The 17,578-nt window shown below is 60.4% G+C and carries 14 protein-coding genes; 5 read left to right on the top strand and 9 right to left on the bottom strand.

From position 1 onward, the window contains the following. Positions 1–11: 11 nt before the first annotated feature. From trxA to uvrA, 3 genes are all read right to left on the bottom strand, one after another. Positions 12–881 (bottom strand): thioredoxin, encoded by an 870-nt coding sequence (gene trxA / locus M0P56_RS06245; RefSeq protein ID WP_291509173.1) that lies wholly within the window; start codon positions 879–881, stop codon positions 12–14. Between the two features lie 113 nt (positions 882–994). Continuing rightward, positions 995–1,549, bottom strand: a complete 555-nt coding sequence (locus M0P56_RS06240) for a hypothetical protein (protein WP_291509172.1) — start codon at positions 1,547–1,549, stop codon at positions 995–997. A 64-nt stretch (positions 1,550–1,613) separates the two neighbouring features. Further along, a complete protein-coding gene (gene uvrA, locus M0P56_RS06235; protein ID WP_291509171.1) occupies positions 1,614–4,418 on the bottom strand; it encodes an excinuclease ABC subunit UvrA in 2,805 nt (934 codons plus the stop codon). Between the two features lie 85 nt (positions 4,419–4,503). Here uvrA and M0P56_RS06230 point away from each other — a divergent pair, with 85 nt between their 5' ends. After that, positions 4,504–4,974: a single-stranded DNA-binding protein gene (locus M0P56_RS06230; protein WP_291509170.1), complete on the top strand. Its 471-nt coding sequence runs from the start codon at positions 4,504–4,506 to the stop codon at positions 4,972–4,974. Between the two features lie 323 nt (positions 4,975–5,297). Here the strand turns inward: M0P56_RS06230 and M0P56_RS06225 are convergent, their stop codons facing one another. Next, the gene (locus M0P56_RS06225) at positions 5,298–5,486 is read right to left on the bottom strand and encodes a YqaE/Pmp3 family membrane protein (RefSeq protein WP_291509169.1); all 189 of its coding nucleotides are present in this window, start codon (positions 5,484–5,486) and stop codon (positions 5,298–5,300) included. A gap of 168 nt (positions 5,487–5,654) precedes the next feature. Between M0P56_RS06225 and M0P56_RS06220 the strand changes: the two genes are divergently transcribed. Then, positions 5,655–6,947: a DUF445 domain-containing protein gene (locus M0P56_RS06220; RefSeq protein WP_291509168.1), complete on the top strand. Its 1,293-nt coding sequence runs from the start codon at positions 5,655–5,657 to the stop codon at positions 6,945–6,947. A 12-nt stretch (positions 6,948–6,959) separates the two neighbouring features. On the opposite strand, the gene murI is transcribed toward M0P56_RS06220, so the two are convergent. From murI to glgC, 5 genes are read right to left on the bottom strand one after another with little or no spacing between them, the layout of a single operon-like run. Beyond that, positions 6,960–7,769, bottom strand: coding sequence for a glutamate racemase (gene murI / locus M0P56_RS06215; protein ID WP_291509167.1), 810 nt, complete (start codon positions 7,767–7,769; stop codon positions 6,960–6,962). Beyond that, entirely contained in the window at positions 7,769–8,716 is a 948-nt protein-coding gene (locus M0P56_RS06210; protein WP_291509166.1) for an ROK family protein, read from the bottom strand. The genes murI and M0P56_RS06210 overlap by 1 nt, the downstream gene beginning before the upstream one ends. Beyond that, entirely contained in the window at positions 8,709–10,727 is a 2,019-nt protein-coding gene (locus M0P56_RS06205; protein WP_291509165.1) for an alpha-amylase/4-alpha-glucanotransferase domain-containing protein, read from the bottom strand. The genes M0P56_RS06210 and M0P56_RS06205 overlap by 8 nt, the downstream gene beginning before the upstream one ends. Next, positions 10,724–12,430: a glycoside hydrolase family 57 protein gene (locus M0P56_RS06200; protein ID WP_291509164.1), complete on the bottom strand. Its 1,707-nt coding sequence runs from the start codon at positions 12,428–12,430 to the stop codon at positions 10,724–10,726. Before M0P56_RS06200 ends, M0P56_RS06205 begins: the two co-directional genes overlap by 4 nt. 5 nt (positions 12,431–12,435) lie before the next feature. Next, complete coding sequence (gene glgC, locus M0P56_RS06195) at positions 12,436–13,743, bottom strand: glucose-1-phosphate adenylyltransferase (RefSeq protein WP_291509163.1); 1,308 nt, start codon at positions 13,741–13,743, stop codon at positions 12,436–12,438. Between the two features lie 272 nt (positions 13,744–14,015). Between glgC and glgB the strand changes: the two genes are divergently transcribed. The 3 genes from glgB to M0P56_RS06180 are packed head-to-tail and all read left to right on the top strand — an operon-like array spanning position 14,016 to position 17,565. Beyond that, positions 14,016–16,184, top strand: a complete 2,169-nt coding sequence (glgB, locus tag M0P56_RS06190) for a 1,4-alpha-glucan branching protein GlgB (protein ID WP_291509254.1) — start codon at positions 14,016–14,018, stop codon at positions 16,182–16,184. Beyond that, entirely contained in the window at positions 16,181–16,660 is a 480-nt protein-coding gene (locus M0P56_RS06185; RefSeq protein WP_291509162.1) for a hypothetical protein, read from the top strand. The genes glgB and M0P56_RS06185 overlap by 4 nt, the downstream gene beginning before the upstream one ends. After that, positions 16,636–17,565, top strand: a complete 930-nt coding sequence (locus tag M0P56_RS06180) for an SPFH domain-containing protein (protein ID WP_291509161.1) — start codon at positions 16,636–16,638, stop codon at positions 17,563–17,565. Before M0P56_RS06185 ends, M0P56_RS06180 begins: the two co-directional genes overlap by 25 nt. Positions 17,566–17,578: the final 13 nt, after the last annotated feature.

The raw sequence follows: 17,578 nt of genomic DNA, 5'->3' as shown, positions 1-17,578 counted from the left end.
TAGCCACACCCTTAGTGCAAAGCGCGGGACAGGCGGGACCGGTAGCGTTCCACCAGAGGCCCCTGATTACCCTGCAAAGCAAATATCTTCAGTATGGTTTTGCGGGCCAGGCCGTCCTGGTAGTTTTTGTGACGTTCCACCATCTCGATGAGTTGGTCCAGGGCCGCTTCTTCCTGTCCCTGCAAGAGCAAAAGTAAAGACCGCTGATACATGGCCTGGGCACGGGGCTCGCCCTTTTCGCTGGCAATGGTAGCTTCCAGTTCGGCCATGGGTGGCGCGCTGCGGGCCATCTCAGTGAATTCAAGTAACGCTTTCAGCCCCTCGACCTCGGTTTCCATTTGGAAAGTGGGGGACATGGCGTCGATCTGAGCCTGTGCGTCGGCATGGCGGCCCTGCTGGATGGCTAGGTGTGCCAGTGCCAGGCGTGCAGGATCGTTCCTGGGGTTGAGGCCGATGGCTTGTTCCAGCAATGGTTCGGCCTCTGCTACCTTGCCCTGGGCAATGGCGTCAAGGGCCTGCACGCGCAGTTCATCGCCCGGCAACGGCAGATTTTTCTTGATGAACTGGCGCACGGCGGATTCGGGAAGCGCACCCGTAAATTCATCGACGACTTTACCATCTTTGAAGGCCTTGACGGCCGGAATGCCACGTACCTGATACTGGCGCGACAGGTCGGCGTTCTCGTCAGAATTGACCTTGGCGAGCACGAAGGCGCCGTCCATCTCCGCCGCCAGTTTTTCGAGGACCGGACCCAATGCCCGGCAGGGCGCGCACCAGGGCGCCCAGAAATCGACCAGTACCAGCACCTTCCGGGATAGCCCTACAACGGCTTCCTGAAAATTACCGAGGTTCACTTCGAGAACGTGTCCATTGACAGCCATACGAACTCCTGAGAAGAAGAGGTGAAGAAGAGGATAGACTGCACTGCCTTTATTTACCGTTGCAGGTATGGTCAAAACGGGGCCTTTTCAAGGCGCGCCGGTTTTCGGGGCAATTACTGCTGTTCACCTTTAGCCAGGGCGTCCAGCACGGATTGGAGCAGGCTACGCCCGAGGGGGCCCATGCCGCGCTCCAGTTTGAGGCGGTCGTACTGGCCCCGAGAGAGGGGACCAAGGGCCGCGCCCATACGCGCCATGTCGCCGCCGGCTCGCTGCATCTGAGTGGCCATACGGCCCAGCCAGGCGAGGGCTTCCGGCTCACCGCGGCGGGCAGCGAGGATAACACTGGCGAGGCCAGGGGCGGCAAGAGTGGGGTCAGCCTGATCACTGGCCTTGGGTAGGGTTTCGGGATTTTGCAAGCCCATGAGGATGGATTCGAGGATGGTACTGTCTTCTTCGTCCAGCCCCTGCAGTAGACCCAGCTCACGCTGCCCGGCCAGAATCTGGCGGATGACGGCGACCAGCTCGCCCCAGCCATTGGCGGCAGCGACGCGCAGGTTTTCTTCCAGCGGCGCCCGGAGATGGACATTCTGGCAGGCGGCGACGACTTGCAGGATGAGCGCCGCGTGGGCGCTGCGGATCTGCTCTCGGCGTTCGGGGAGGACGGGCATGCGGTGAACTCCAGTCAATGGTTATTGGTTATTTTGCGGCATCGGCTGCAGGTGTGCAAAAAGCTCAACGATTGAGATGTCGCGCCAGATAATGCCCGGTGTGAGACAGGGGATTGTGCGCCACTTCGTCCGGTGTGCCGGTGGCGATGATCTGGCCGCCGCCGGAACCTCCCTCGGGGCCGAGGTCGATGACCCAGTCTGCCGTCTTGATGACGTCCAGATTGTGCTCGATAACGACGATGGTGTTGCCCGCGTCGGCCAGCTTCTGCAGTACCTCGAGGAGCAGGGCGATGTCGTGGAAGTGCAGGCCGGTGGTGGGTTCGTCCAGGATATAGAGGGTCCGCCCGGTGTCGCGACGGGAGAGTTCCCGGGAGAGTTTGACGCGCTGCGCTTCGCCGCCAGAGAGGGTGGTAGCCGACTGGCCCAGACACAGGTAACCGAGGCCCACATCCAGCAGGGTCTGCAATTTGCGGGCGACGGAGGGGACGGGGTCAAAAAAGGCCCGCGCATCTTCCACCGTCATCTCCAGTACCTCATGAATGTTTTTGCCCTTGTAGTGGACATCCAGGGTCTCGCGCTTGTAGCGTTTGCCGCCGCAAACGTCGCAGGGCACATAAATGTCCGGCAGAAAGTGCATTTCCACCCGGATCACGCCGTCGCCCTCACAGGCTTCGCAACGCCCGCCCTTGACGTTGAAGCTGAAGCGGCCGGGATTGTAACCGCGGGTGCGCGCCTCGCCGGTGGCGGCGAACAGCTCGCGGATGGGGGTGAAGAGTCCGGTGTAGGTGGCCGGGTTGCTGCGCGGGGTGCGGCCGATGGGGCTTTGGTCGATGGCGATGACCTTGTCCAGTTCCTCCAGCCCGCGCAAATGCTGATGCGGCGCGGGGCTCTGGCTGCTGCCCATGAGCACGCGGGCGCAGGCGGGGTAGAGGGTGTCGTTGATGAGGGTGGATTTGCCGGAACCGCTGACCCCGGTGATGCAGGTGAAGAGGCCGATGGGGATACGCGCGTTTACTGACTTGAGATTGTTGCCGGTGGCGCCTTGCACCTCCAGCCAGCGCTGGCTGACATTGGCGCGCCGCCGCCCAGGGACCGCGATGCAGAGGTCTCCGGTCAGATAGCGTCCGGTGAGAGAGCCGGGATTGCTGCGGATTTCTTCCGGGGTTCCCTGGGCGATGACTTCGCCGCCGTGGGTACCGGCGCCGGGGCCCATGTCCACCACATAATCGGCGGCGCGGATGGCATCTTCATCATGTTCGACGACGATGACGGTGTTGCCGAGATCGCGCAGATGCTTGAGGGTGCCGATGAGGCGGTCGTTGTCGCGCTGGTGCAGGCCGATGGAGGGCTCGTCGAGGACGTACATCACCCCCACCAGCCCCGCGCCGATCTGCGAGGCGAGACGGATGCGCTGCGCTTCCCCACCGGAGAGGGTTTCGGCGGAGCGGTCGAGGCTGAGGTAGTCGAGGCCGACATCCACCAGAAACTTCAGACGACTGCCGATTTCCTTGAGGATGCGCTCGGCGATGAGGGCTTCCTGCCCTTCCAGTTGCAGATGGGTGAAGTGTTGCAATGACGCGCGAATGGACAGCGCCGAGACTTCCTGAATGGCCAGTGGGCCAACCCTGACCATGCGCGCCTCTTCGCGCAGGCGGCTGCCATTACAGACGGGGCAACGCAGGCGGCCCATATAACGCATGATTTCTTCGCGGATGAGATTGGACTGGGTTTCGCGCAGGCGCCGCTCCAGACCGGCAATGACGCCCTCGAAGCTCAGCTTGTGGCTGCGCGCCCCTTGCTGGACGGTGATGCGTTCGGAGCTGCCGTGGAGAATCTGCTCGCGGATGTCGAAAGGCAGATCCCGCCATGGGGTGTCCAGGGAAAAATGAAAGTGTGCGGCCAGCGCCGTGAGCAGGGGCGCGTAGTGCTCTTGATGGCGCTTGGTCCAGGCGGCGATGGCCCCATCACGCAGGCTCAGTTCCGAATTGGGGACGATCAGGTCGGGGTCAAAAAAGGTGATCTCGCCGAGACCGTCACAGCGCGGGCAGGCCCCGGCGGGATTGTTGAAGGAGAAGAGGCGCGGCTCCAAAGGCGGAAAGGAGCGCCCGCAACTGGGGCAGGCATGGTGAGCGGAAAACAGTCGCTCTTCCGCATGCTGTGGTCCCATGAGGACGACGATGGCCTGATCCTCGGCGAGGCTGAGGGCGGTTTCCAGCGATTCGGCCAGGCGCGGCCCGCTATCGTCGCGCAGCACCAGCCGGTCGATGACGGCCTCGATGCGATGCTTGCGCTTCTTGTCCAGCGCGGGGATTTCGTCCAGTTCGAGGAGTTGACCATCCACCCGGGCGCGGATCAGGCCACGGGCACGCAGGCTGCCGATGATGTCCTCGTGGCTGCCTTTGCGATCACGCAGCACCGGCGCCAGGATCATGAGCTTTTCGCCTTCGGGCAGGGCCAGGAGCTGATCGACCATCTGGCTGATGGTCTGACTCTGAATGGGCGCGCCGCAGCACCAGGGGGTGCCCGCACGGGCGTAGAGCAGGCGCAGATAGTCGTGAATCTCGGTGACGGTGCCGACGGTGGAACGGGGGTTATGGGAGGTGGATTTCTGCTCTATGGCGATGGCTGGCGACAGTCCTTCAATCGCGTCCACATCGGGCTTGCCCATGAGGGATAAAAACTGGCGGGCATAGGCCGAGAGGCTTTCCACATAGCGGCGCTGTCCCTCAGCGTAGAGGGTGTCGAAGGCCAGTGACGACTTGCCCGATCCGGACAGCCCGGTGATGACGATGAGGCGGTCGCGCGGTAAGGTAAGGGAGATATTTTTGAGGTTGTGGGTGCGGGCGCCCCGGATATGGATGTGTTCCATGCAGCCGACATGCTCTTTTTGGGGACAATGGGTTAGTATAAAGCTTTCGGGGACACCCGTCCCCTGCAGATAAGGAGATCAGACGATGGCGGGAGTGAACAAGGTCATATTGTTGGGGCATCTGGGACGGGACCCGGAGATGCGCTATCAGCCCAGCGGCGGTGCCATCGCGAACTTCAGCGTCGCGACTTCTGAGACCTTCAAGGACAAGGAAGGCAACAAGCAGGAGCGCACCGAATGGCATCGGGTGGTGCTCTTCGGACGCACTGCGGAAATCGCCGGCGAATACCTGCGCAAAGGCAGCATGGCCTATGTGGAAGGCCGCCTGCAGACGCGCAAGTGGACCGACAAGGAAGGGCAGGAGCGTTACACCACGGAGATCGTGGGAGACCGTCTGCAACTGGTGGGCGCGCGTGGGGGCGGTAGCGGCGGTGCGGCTAGCTTCGATGAAGAAGATCAGTCCCGGCCGAGTGGTGGCAGCAGTGCGGGGAGTTCGCGGAAGAATGAGATGCCGCCCGTGCCGGCGGAGGATTTTGATGATGATATTCCGTTTTGACCCGTACCTTTTGGTGATTGGTAAATAACCCAAGCGGAACCATTGATATGGTTCTGCTTGGGGGGATGTGCGCGTGGCGCGAGCGGCGGTTGAGGGTATGCTCAATGCCATGTACGGGGTACTTATACTCTAAAACGGCCGATAAATTCACTAAAGATCGGTTAAAAACATCATTCGGAAAAGGCCCAATGATTGCTGAAATCCATCGCCACCTTGCCAGCGCAGGGTATTCCCGATACTGGCACGCGAGATCTTCGAGGCGGCGCATACGACGCAAAAAGCTACGGGCGATGGTGCCTGATCATGGCACTGGCAATCCTATGTTACCTCCCCAACGCCCTTTCAATCTTCTTGTCCGTCTTGTACTGACTCAGCGCATACACCGCCCAGATGGCCGCGGGCACCCAGCCGATCAGCGTGATCTGCAAAATCAGGCAAACAATCCCCGCAATCGGGCGGCCAATAGTGAAAAATACCAGAAATGGCAGAAAAATAGCTAAAAACAGACGCATGTGCTCCCCCTATAGGCCTTCTCTTGTCGCCTGTCCATGCTACGACCGGCGCTGTCAGTGCTTCAAGCCCTTGCCGCACTTTTACCGGGCAAGCGCTGCCTTCTGCTAAACTCCTGGCCAGACACCCCAGGGATGCGCCCGTGCCCGCCCTCACCTACAGGAGCTATAGTGACCGCCGCTAAACCAGATCGGACTCAAAGACTACGTGTGCTGCGCCGCTGGGCGCTGGGTTTATTGCTGGGGGCGCTGGCGCTGTTTCTGGTGGCGGCAGCACATGACTTTGCCGGGTCCTGGGCCTGGGCGGGGGCCTTTGCGGAGGCGGCCATGGTGGGTGCTTTGGCGGACTGGTTTGCGGTGGTCGCACTCTTCCGGCATCCCTTGGGATTGCCCATTCCGCACACGGCGATCCTGCCGCGGAACAAGGCGCGTCTGGCGCGCCGTCTGGCGGAGTTTATCCGCGAACACTTTCTAGAGGCCGAGGCCATTGTGCGCCTGTTGCGACGCGCCGATCCGGCCACCTGGCTGGCGCAGTGGCTGAGTGATGCCGGGAACAGCGCGCTGCTGGCCCGGCAGATGACGGCCTTGCTCCAACAAGGGTTGGCCCTCAGTGATGACCGCGAATTGCGCACCGCGCTGCGCGCTGCGTTGGGGCGGCAACTGCAGGGCATAGACGGCGCGCGCTGGGTGGGGAGTATTCTGGCGTTGCTGACCGAAGATCACCGGCACCAGGCACTGCTTGACGATGGCATTCAGCGCCTGCGCCGCTGGCTGGATGGTGAAGATACCCAAAGCCTGCTGGCGGATCAGATCGGGGCGATGCTCAAGCGCGCCTATCCGACCCTGTTCGCGTGGATGGGGGCGGTCATGGACCCGGCCACGCTGAGTGAGAATCTGGCCCGCAATCTGGTGAAGGCGGCGCATCAGTTGTTGCAGGAAATCGCGGATGACCCGGAGCATCCCCGCCGCCTGGCCTTTGATCGCTGGATGCAGGATGCCATTCTGCGTTTGCAGACGGATGCCACCTTCCAGGCTCGGGTGCAGCGCTGGCAGCATGGTTTGATTGCCCATCCGGCGGTGCAGGCCTATGTGGATGGCCTACTCCGCGATCTGCGCTCCTGGCTGGAAACCGACCTGCAGCGCCCGGATTCCCGGTTACAGGGGCAGGTGCAGCGTTTGTCGCAGCAACTGGGCTTTTTCCTGGGCGAGCAACCGGCATTGCAGGATGCGCTGAATGGCTACCTGGAGGACAGCGCTCGTCGTTTGGCGCCTGCCCTGCGCGACGGTTTGGCTCAGCACATCGAAGCGACGATACATGCCTGGCCGGATAAGGACATGGTCCGCCTCCTGGAGGAAGGGGTAGGTACGGATCTACAGTACATTCGCGTCAACGGGACGCTGGTGGGCGGAATGATCGGTATTGCCATTCATGCCCTGGCTCTGGCGGTGCCACTGCTGATATAGCCTCCCTATGGGTCAGAGGGGCGAATCGGGCTGCGAATCCATGCGCACCCCGCTTGCGGCCAAAAGCTGGCGAGCCAGGTGGCTTTTTACGTCATTGTCGGTGGTGAAGTGCAGGGATATCCGCGCATGACTGGGTAGTGGGGGCATTACACCCGTCTCGGTGGGGATGTTCAGGCGGTGACACAACTGACGGGCCACCCCATCATTGCCATCGACAACAGCAATGTCGCGGCCCAGAACATCGCGTATCAGGTCGCCTATCCAACAGTAATGGGTACAGCCCAGGACAACGGCCCGTGTATCCTGTTGTTGCGCTGGCCGGACCTGCACTTGCAGATAGCGGCTGGCGCGTTCGCGCCACTGTGCATCCTGTGTTTCGACAATTTCGGCGAGACCGGAGCAGGCGAGGGGGCGGACACGCTCCGGGCCGCCTTCAAGACGATCCAACAGTTCTTGCAATTTGACGCCGCTGACGGTAACGGCGGTGGCCAGGAGTAATATTTCGCCCTGCGGGTGATCTTCGAGCGCCTTCTTGATGGCGGGTTCGATGCCGATAATGGGTACGTCGGCGCGCTCCCGCAGCGGCGCGACGGCGGCACTGGTAGCGGTATTGCAGGCGAGCACCACCGCATCTACGCCCGCGGCGATGAACCAGGCATAGGCTGCTTCCGTCCACTGCCGCACCTGCGCAGGGCTTTTGTCGCCGTAGGGGGCGTGGGCGCTGTCGCCATAAAAAAGATAGTGCGCATCGGGCAGGTAGCGCAGGCAGGCCAGCAGGGTGCTGATGCCGCCGATTCCCGAGTCAAAGATACCGATACGCATCAGTCGTGTAAAAACGCCTGATCAGCGAGCAGCGCGGCGCCGCGCATGCCGGCGAGGTCATCATCATTACCGCGCTTCACCTCGACATTGCCGCGCAAAGCGGGGATCAGATCCGCATCGAGGCGCTGCAGCATGGTTGGGGCAAAGCGGTCCCAAGCGGCGCTCATACCGCCGCCAACTCTCACCACGCCGACATCGGTTACCTTGAGGATATGGGCCAGTGCCTGCCCCAGATAGCCGCCAGCCATCTGAAAAGCGCTCACGGCTTCACTGTGACCATCGCGGGCCATTTGCGCGATGGCGGCGGTATCTGGCGCGGTACCCGTCAACTCCACGTAACTGGATTGTACCCCGCGCGCCGAGGCGTATTGCTCCAGGCAACCCTGATTGCCGCAGCCGCAGCGCCGCCCCCCCGGTACCACGATAATGTGGCCGATTTCCATGGCGATGCCATGATCGCCGCGCCAGGGATGGCTCTGATGAATCCAGCCACCACCGACCCCCGTACCGAGACCGACATAGAGCAGATTTTGCAACTCCGGTCGCTCCTGACGTTCCTCCCAGAATTCGCCATAACCCGCTGCGTTGGCATCATTTTCGACCAGGACGGGGAGTTGGCAAGCGGTGCGCATGGCGGTTTGCAGATCGAATTGAATCAGTTGCGGAATGTTGGGGGATTGCAGCAATACGCCGTCATCGTTGATAAAGCCCGGGAAAGCAATACCTACCCGCGCAATATCGGGATGATGTCGACGCAGATCGGCGATGCCTTTAGTCAGGAGCGTGGCGACCAGCGTGGCTGCGGTCTCCGGGTCCGCCGCTTGGCGGCATTGCTCGCGTAAATCCACTTCACTGCGCGTGGAGTCCAGAAAATCATTGCCACGAAAGACGCCAAAGCGCAGGTTGGTGCCGCCCACGTCAATGCCGATGGTCAGGCCCTCAGCCATGGGGAATGACTGCGGCTTGTATTTCTATGACGTGCGCTTTGCCCGCTTGCACCGGCCATTCCAGTTCCAGGCGTAAAGCCTGCATGATCTTCTCGAAGCCGGCTTCCGATTGTGAGACGGTCAGGTGCGGCGCGCTTCGCCAACGCACCGGCGGGTTGAAATGCAGGACGATTTTACCGCCCATAACCATATCCTCCAGGACGATTTCCCCGGTCGCTTCACCCTGAATGGGCTCGCCAAAGCCGCCCTGTGAACGGCCATTGGCAAAAAACTGGCCCGCTGGGCCATCGCAACTCGGCATGGCCAGAAAGAGCTGGGTACGGAAACGCTGCGCTTCTACCTGCTGGCGGGCCGACTCAATCCGATAGTCCACCGTGAGGCGATTTTCCGCAAGGGTGTAGCGTTTGCTGACTGCCCATTCGTCCACGACGCCGCCGGAAAAGTGCGGGGCATCTTGCAAACTGCTTTCGCTGTAGGTGACAGCGCTCTCGTCAATCCATTCCTGAAAGCTGTGGCAGGGTGTGGTGTCCGGGGTAAGGTCTTCAGCGCTGATGTCGGTTTTGAAGCTGACGCGGTCGTGGGCGGAAGCAATGCCCTCGCCGGGGGCTTCATGCGCAATGGTGCCGTGACGAATCTTGTCATAATAGGCCTCATCACGGCGGGCCAGGGTATCACCGAGATTGTGCCGCAGCGCGTAGCAATCCCACTCCACCACGGCGGCGCTTGGCTCCGGGCGGATAATCAACTGGAGGGCGTGATTGTGGTAGAGCAGTTCGCCAACCCCGTCCATGTCCACGTCAGTCATCTCCAAGGCAGGGCGTGCCTGAATCCGGTCCAGTTGTGCCTCCAGACGGACGATGGCGTTGAAGACGGCGCGCCGCAGGTGGGGCAGATAAATACCCCCGAAGAGTCCGTGCCAGTAGGCATCGTTGGCCTGCGCTTCGTGCAGATCTGCGCGCATGGTTTTGCTTTGCTGGCGCTTGGGTAAGGCATGGAAGCGCTGGGAGAGCTGCAGCATGCGCTTGTGCATCCAGTTGGATTCCGGGTAGCGGGTCAGGAAGTTTTTCCAGGTGCCGCCGCGGATCAGGGCTTTGCGCTTTTCCAGCCGGCCCGCGGTTTTTTCCTGCTCCAGGAAGGCTGCATAGCAGCGCGCCGCATCGGGGGCCAGGGTCCATTCGTTCATCTCGCTGTAGGATACCGTCGGCAGATAGATGATGCCCTGGGGGCGGTTCTGTGCCAGATAGTCCCGGAAGCGCACCGGCTGAATGTGTGCCGAGTCGAGCACGCCACCCAGGAATTGCTCCAGCCAGCCTTTCTCGTACACCCAGCTATAGGTCTCCGGCCAGACACCAAACTTCTCGATGTCGTCGAAATAGATACCGGCGCTGCCCGGATGCTGTTCAGAAATACTTTCAATGTACGACACGGCGGTGGCGGCTTCGGAGAAGGGTAGTCGGTAGCGTAGCGCCTCGGAAATGGGAAAAACGTCGATGCTTCGACCATTTTCCTCGGTGCGGTGGAAGCCGCCAAGCTGACGTTCTGCCGCGCCCGCACAGAGGAAATGATAGTCGTCCACCATAACGTAGCGTACCCCGGCTTCGTTGAGGGCGGGCACCACACTGGGGTCCCAGACCCGTTCCGTGAGCCATGCCCCGACCGGACGCTGTCCGAAGTGTTTCTCCAGCCGGCTGGCCATGGCCTCAATCTGGGCGATGCGGTCGGCGTGGGGAATCGCGGCAAGCACCGGCTCTGTATCACCCGCACCTACCAGCTCCGCCTGATTGCGGGCCACCATCTCCTGTAGCAAGGTGATGGTCCTGGGGTGCCGGTCAATCAGATAGGAAAGCAGCCAGCCGCTGATGTGGATGGCAAAGGGAAACTCAGGAAAGCTGTGCATCGCCTCTAAAAATGGGTGATAACAGCGATATACGGCATCGTCGATGACGTGGGGGAAGTTGCCGACCGGTTGGTGGGCATGGACGCCGAGGAGGAGCGGGGTGCTGTGGGTCATTCAGGGTCCTTGGCGTGGGTGCGGCGCATGGTACCACCGGCCTCCGCTGCGCCGCCGCCGTGGCTGATGGGCTCGCTGAGGGTGTCGGGGGCGGGGATTTGCATCAGGGTGTAGAGTTTGCGGAGGTTAAGACGATACAGATGGTCAAAATCGCGCACCGAGTCTGAGGGATTGTAATCACCCAGCCACCAGAACCAGTCGGAGCCTTCACAGCGGCCAAGTTGTTCGAGAATGCGGGCCTGCTGCTCCGCAGGCAATTGCCCGAGATGCTGATCCACATCCTGTTTGGCGGCGCAGAGCAAGTCCCAGGCACGATTCTTGGCGGCGTCGCCGATCCAGGTGCTGAAGCTGCCGTAGACCCAGCTCCCTGCGGCCAGGCGGGGTATGGCTTTCATGTCATCTGGATGGTTGTTGACGAAATCGCTGAAGGTACACATCTGGATGTGGGGGTGATTAGCCAGGGATTTATAGAGCTCAGAGAGAAAGTAATAACCATTGTAAGGATAGTATTCCCAAGCGTTTTCGCCATCGAGAATAACACTGACGACGGGGTTTTCTTCATGCTCCGTCTGCCGCCATATAGCTTCCAGTTTGTGGATAAAGTCCGTGACGGCATCGTGCCCGGACCAGGTTTTGTAGTCGAAGCCGATGGTGTCGGAGAGCGCATCGTCACGGAAGAAGAGTGCCGGGCCCTGCCCTTGCAGTCGATAGGGGCGGTACAAGTATTCCGCCCGGCCGCGTGGGGCGCTGTCATCCTCGCCGAGGAGCAGGCTGTGGGCCAGTACGCCTTCACCAGAGGCAGTCCAGCGTACACCGGCGTTGCCGATCATTTCGACAAAGGCGGCAGAGACGCCTCCTTCTGCGGGCCACATACCCTGCGCTGGCACCCCGAAATGCGGGGGATGGCTATTCTGCGCCCGCTCGATGTGCCAGCGCGCGCGTTCAGCGCCGCCGGGATAGGCCGGGCAGGCAGGCAACGGCGCGTCCGCCACTGCCTCTCGCGCCGCCGTGAAGTCGAGCAACAGCGGGCCGATGGGATGGTAGTAGGGGGTGGTGGAAATTTCGATGCGCCCCGCTTCCGCCAGAGCGCGATACCGGGGAATCAGGCCGGCGATGAGTTCGCCGAGAAAAGCCACCAGTTGCCGACGGTCGTCCTGGCTGAAACCACGGCCTTTGGCGAACAGCGACTGGAGAAAGGGGCTGCCGCGCCGCACGGTTTCTCCGGTCCACGCCAGGTGATACCAGACCACGAGGTCCGCGATGTATTGAACCGAGAGATAATCCGCTATCTCGTTCACGTCCTCCAGCATGAGCTGATAAATCTCATGGAGTCGACGATAGCGAGGAAAAGGGTTGAGCATATGCTCGGGGTCGAGGCGAAAACATTGCTCCAGAAGAAAATGCCGCTGTTCCCTGGACAGTGTCTTGAGATCCTCCGTGGCAAGTGCAATCAGTAGCGGATCGCGAAACTGTCCACTCTGAAACTGCGCAGTGTAGTCCTCCAACTGCTCGACCAGAATCGGCACGATGTTAAACACCCCCCGGGCAAGGGGGTTCTCCTCATAGTGGGCCACCATGTCCGAATAATCTTTGCAGGCATGCAGATAGGTCCACGGCAAGGCGTAGAAGCCGTCGGCATCGCGGTAATCCGGCTGGTGCATGTGCCAACAGAAAATGACATGAAGCGCGCGCGCCGGGAGCATAGGCATTACCTCACAAAATGTAGTTGCTGACCAAGTAGCTCCGGGGTAATCAGGGTTACGCCGTTAGGTGTGCGATAGAAACGGCGGGCGTCTTCGGCCGGATCTTCACCGACCACCAGCCCGTGCGGTACAATAGTACCCTTGTCCACAACCACCTTGCGCAGGCGCGCACCTTCGCCCATGCGAACGTTGGGCAGGATGACCGAGTCTTCAATCAGGGTGTGTCCGTCATTGACCCGCACGTTGGAGAAGAGCAGGGAGCGGCGAACGGTGGCACCGCTGATGATGCAGCCACCGGAAACAATGCTGTCCAGCGCCATGCCCCGGCGGCCTTCATCGTCAAACACGAATTTGGCCGGCGGCAATTGTTCTTGATAAGTCCAGATCGGCCAGCGGCTGTCATAGAGGTCGAGATCGGGAGTGACATGTACGAGGTCGATGTTGGCGGACCAGTAGGCATCCACCGTGCCCACATCCCGCCAGTAACAGCGGCTGTTGCTTCCCCCGGAACTGGAAATACAACTATTACGGAAACGATGCGCCATCACCCGGTAGCGTGGGACCATGTAAGGAATAAGGTCATTACCGAAGTCATGGGTGGAATTGTGGCTGTCGGAATCGCGAATGAGCTGTTCGTAGAGGAAGTCGGTGTTGAACACGTAAATACCCATGCTCGCCAAGGCGCGATCGGGACTGCCGGGGATGGGCACCGGGTCCTGGGGCTTTTCGGTAAAGGCAGTGATACGGTCCTCGCTGTTGACGGTCATGACGCCGAAGGACTTGGCTTCTTCCAACGGCACCTCAATGCAGGCGACACTCATGTCGGCCTGGCTTTGGACGTGCTCGGCAAGCATCTGACCGTAATCCATTTTATAAATATGATCACCCGCCAGGATAATTACATAGCGCGGTCGATGGGCACGGAGGATGTCAATATTCTGGAAGATGGCGTCGGCGGTGCCTTTGTACCAGCCGGTATTCATGCGCTGCTGGGCGGGAAGAATCTCGGTGAACTCACTGAACTCGCCGCGAAGAAAACCCCAGCCAAGCTGGATATGACGGATGAGGCTATGGGATTTGTACTGGGTGAGGATACCAATGCGACGAATACCGGAGTTAAGGCAGTTGGAGAGGCAGAAGTCGACGATGCGGAATTTACCGCCGAAGGGGACTGCCGGTTTGGCGCGCCAGTCGGTCAGTGGACCGAGACGACTGCCCCGCCCCCCGGCGAGCACCAGAGCTAGGGTATTCTTGGTCAGGTTGCTGACGAAGCGGGGTGAATTGGCTACTCCGAGACCGCCTTCTTCCGACATGACCCTCTCCTTTTTTGGCATAAATACAATCCTGCCTGCAGTATAGGTAAGATTGTCGATGCGCTGGTCTTTAAGGTACTGAACTTGACCAGTATCGGCAAGGACTCTGTATACGAAAGAGCGTCGCATCCGGTGGAACGGCACTGCTTTCTGGATGTGTTATGCTCAGAAGGCGCTGGCATGATATCAAAGTGAAAACGGGTTCCCCCCGGATGCAGGTAGAGGAGGGTGCGGTGACGGCAATACAAAAGCGCAGTGGTACGGCGACAGAGATGTCCGGCGACAGTGAAGACCAATTGGCGATCTGTGAAGCGCGTCACCAGGACCCTTTCGCCTGGCTGGGCCAGCATGTAGCCGGTCAGCAGGCCGTGCAGAGGGCTTTTCTACCTGGCGCATTCCGCGTGGAGATACAGACGCCGAAGGGATGGGTGGCCATGGAGCAGACTCATCGCGACGGCGTCTTCAACCATCATGGCGAGGTCATGCCGGTGCCCTACCGCTTGCGCTGGGAAGACCGGCACGGGCTTCACGAACGCTACGATCCCTATGTCTTCGGTCCGGTGCTGGGGGATCTGGAGGTTTATCTTTTCAGCGAGGGGCGCCTTTATGAAGCCTATCGTCATCTCGGCGCGCATCGTCGCCATCACGAGGGGGTGGATGGTGTATCGTTCGCCGTTTGGGCGCCCAATGCCGAGCGGGTCAGCGTCGTCGGCGATTTCAATGATTGGGACGGCCGCACTCATCCCATGCGCGCGCGCGGTCAGAGCGGCATCTGGGAATTGTTTGTCCCCGATCTGGCTGTTGGCGAAATCTACAAATTTGAGCTGCGCCACCGCGATTCCGGGGTCGTCTTTGTCAAGACCGACCCCTATGCCCATGCTTTTGAGCTCAGACCCAGCACTGCAGCGCGGGTGGTGGAGACGAATCACGTCTGGGCCGATCGGGACTGGATGGCGGCGCGGGTGAGTCAGGATTGGCAACATGCCCCCATGAACATCTACGAGGTGCATCTCGGTTCCTGGCAGCGTGATGCGTTGGGCCATTTTCTTAGTTATGAGACGCTGGCGGAGCGCCTGGCAATCTACTGTAAAGACATGGGCTATACCCACATTGAGTTGATGCCGGTGATGGAGCACCCTTTGGATGAATCCTGGGGCTATCAGGTGAGCGGCTATTTTGCGCCCACTAGTCGTTTTGGTGCTCCCGATGCCTTCCGCGCCTTTGTAGACCACTTTCATCGGGCGGGCATCGGCGTGCTCCTGGACTGGGTGCCGGGGCATTTCCCTAAGGATGACTGGGGGCTGGCGCGTTTTGACGGCACCGCGCTGTATGAACATGCCGACCCGCGCGAAGGCGAGCACAGCGACTGGGGCACTTACATTTTCAACTTCGGGCGCAATGAGGTGCGCGGTTTCCTGCTGGCCAATGCCTGTTACTGGGCGGACAGCTTCCATATCGACGGGTTGCGCGTGGACGCGGTGGCGTCCCTGCTCTACCGGGATTATTCGCGTCAGGAAGGCGAGTGGATTCCCAATCAGTACGGTGGCCGTGAGAATCTGGAGGCCATCGATTTTCTGCGCGCGATGAATGTGGTCCTCAATGAGCGCCATCCGGGTATCCTTACCATCGCTGAAGAGTCCACGTCCTGGCCAATGGTTTCCCGCCCCACCTATGTGGGCGGCCTGGGTTTTTCCATGAAGTGGAATATGGGCTGGATGAATGACACCCTCGCTTATCTGGAGCAGGACCCGGTCTACCGGCGCTTTCACCAGAACGATCTGACCTTCAGCCAGCTTTACGCCTATACGGAAAACTTCGTGTTACCCCTGTCTCATGATGAAGTGGTGCACGGCAAGCGTTCACTGTTGGACAAGATGCCCGGAGATGCCTGGCAGCGTTTTGCCAACCTGCGGTTGCTTTTCAGCTACCAGTTCGCCCATCCCGGCAAAAAACTGAATTTTATGGGCAACGAGTTCGGCCAGGGACGGGAGTGGGATTGCGCGCAGGCCCTGGACTGGGGCCTGCTGCATTGGGACTGGCATCAGGGTATTCAGCGATTGAGCCGGGATCTGGCGCATTTGTACCGGGATATCCCGGCTTTGCATGTGCAGGATTTTCACGGCGAGGGCTTCTCCTGGGTGGATTGTCACGACGCCGACCAGTCCGTATTGAGTTTTCTGCGCTGGGATCGGGATGGCGGCTTCGTACTGGCCGCGTTCAATTTTACGCCGGTGCCACGGCACAATTATCGCTTGGGCGTGCCATCGGCGGGTCGATATCATGAGATCTTCAACAGTGATGCGGGCGCTTATCACGGCGGCAATATCGGTAACTTGCCGCAGCAGGCCCAGGCTCTGGCCTGGATGGGGCTGCCTTATTCGCTGGAACTGGTGCTGCCGCCTCTCGGGGCGATTTATTTACAGTTGACCGGGACAGAATGACCTTGGGGGTGACGATGTTCATGGTCTATGTCGTCATTGCTTTCGGCGCCGGGCTGGCGGAGCTTTTTACGGGCACGTTCTATCTGGCGGCGGTGGCGCTGGCGGCCCTGTTTACGGCGATCACCGGGCTGCTTTTGCCTGGCGCGGTGCTGCACTGGGTTTTTCTCGGATTTTGTCTGGTCTTGCTGCCCACCGGACTGTGGCTACGTCATCGTTTAGCTGCCGCAACCAAAGATCTCGGAGACTTTGATCTGGGGCAGGGCGTGGAGGTTGTCAGCGGGCCGGACAGCAATCAGCAGTACAGTGTGCGTTATCGCGGTGCCGAGTGGCTGGCGGTCGTCGATGATGGTCCTGCACCTTGCCCGGGCGACCGCGCCGTCATCATCGCCAAGACGGATAACTTGCTACATTTAGGTGTGCTACCCCGGCAAAATTCTGGCAAGGAGCCATTATGTCCTCCCTCATCGTTATCCTGATTGTTGTTGTTGCAGCCTTCTTCATTCTGCGGGCCACCATCCGGGTCGTGCCTCAACAGCGCGCCTGGGTCGTCGAGCGCCTTGGTAAATATCATGCAGTGCTGGAGCCGGGGCTGAATTTCATCATCCCTTTTCTGGACCGCATTGCTTTCCGTTTTGACATGCGCGAGGTGCCCATGGAGGTGCCGGCGCAGGTCTGTATCTCCCTGGACAATACCACAATGACCGTGGACGGCGTGCTCTATCTGCAGATTACCGATTCGGTAAAGGCGGCCTATGGCTCCAGCAACCCCTTTATTTCGGTGATACAACTGGCGCAGACCACCATGCGTTCAGAGATTGGCAAATTGCATCTGGATGCGGCGCTTTCGTCCCGACAGTTGCTGAATACGGCCGTCGCCGCATCGGTGGACGAGGCGGCGATTAACTGGGGCGTCAAGGTACTGCGCTATGAAATCAAGGATATTACTCCGCCCCAGGAGATCATCCGCGCGATGGAGCTGCAGATTACTGCCGAGCGGGAAAAGCGGGCACTGATCGCCAAGTCCGAAGGGCAACGGCAGCAGCAGATCAACACTTCCGAGGGACAACGTCAGCAGGACATCAACGTCGCGGATGGTCGCAAACAGGCGGAAGTGTTGCGCGCCCAGGGTGAGGCCGCCGCCATCCAGTTGGTTGCCGAAGCTACTGCCGCCGCCATCCGCGTCATCGGCGATGCGGCGCGGGCGCCGGGAGGTATTGAGGCCTTGCAGATGCAGCTCGCCAAGGATTACATCGAAAAATGGGGTAATCTCGCCAAGGCGAGCACCAGTCTGGTGATCCCGGCGGATCTGGGCAATATCGGTGCGCTGGTGGGTACGGCGCTGTCCATGGTCAAGCAGCAGGGCGGGGCAGCGAAAGCTTGAACACCGCCTGAGG

It is taken from the genome of Acidithiobacillus sp. (genome assembly GCF_023229925.1).
Classification (GTDB): domain Bacteria; phylum Pseudomonadota; class Gammaproteobacteria; order Acidithiobacillales; family Acidithiobacillaceae; genus Acidithiobacillus.
Note: the sequence above shows the minus strand (reverse complement) of the source record. Positions and strands in the feature narration are given on the sequence as shown.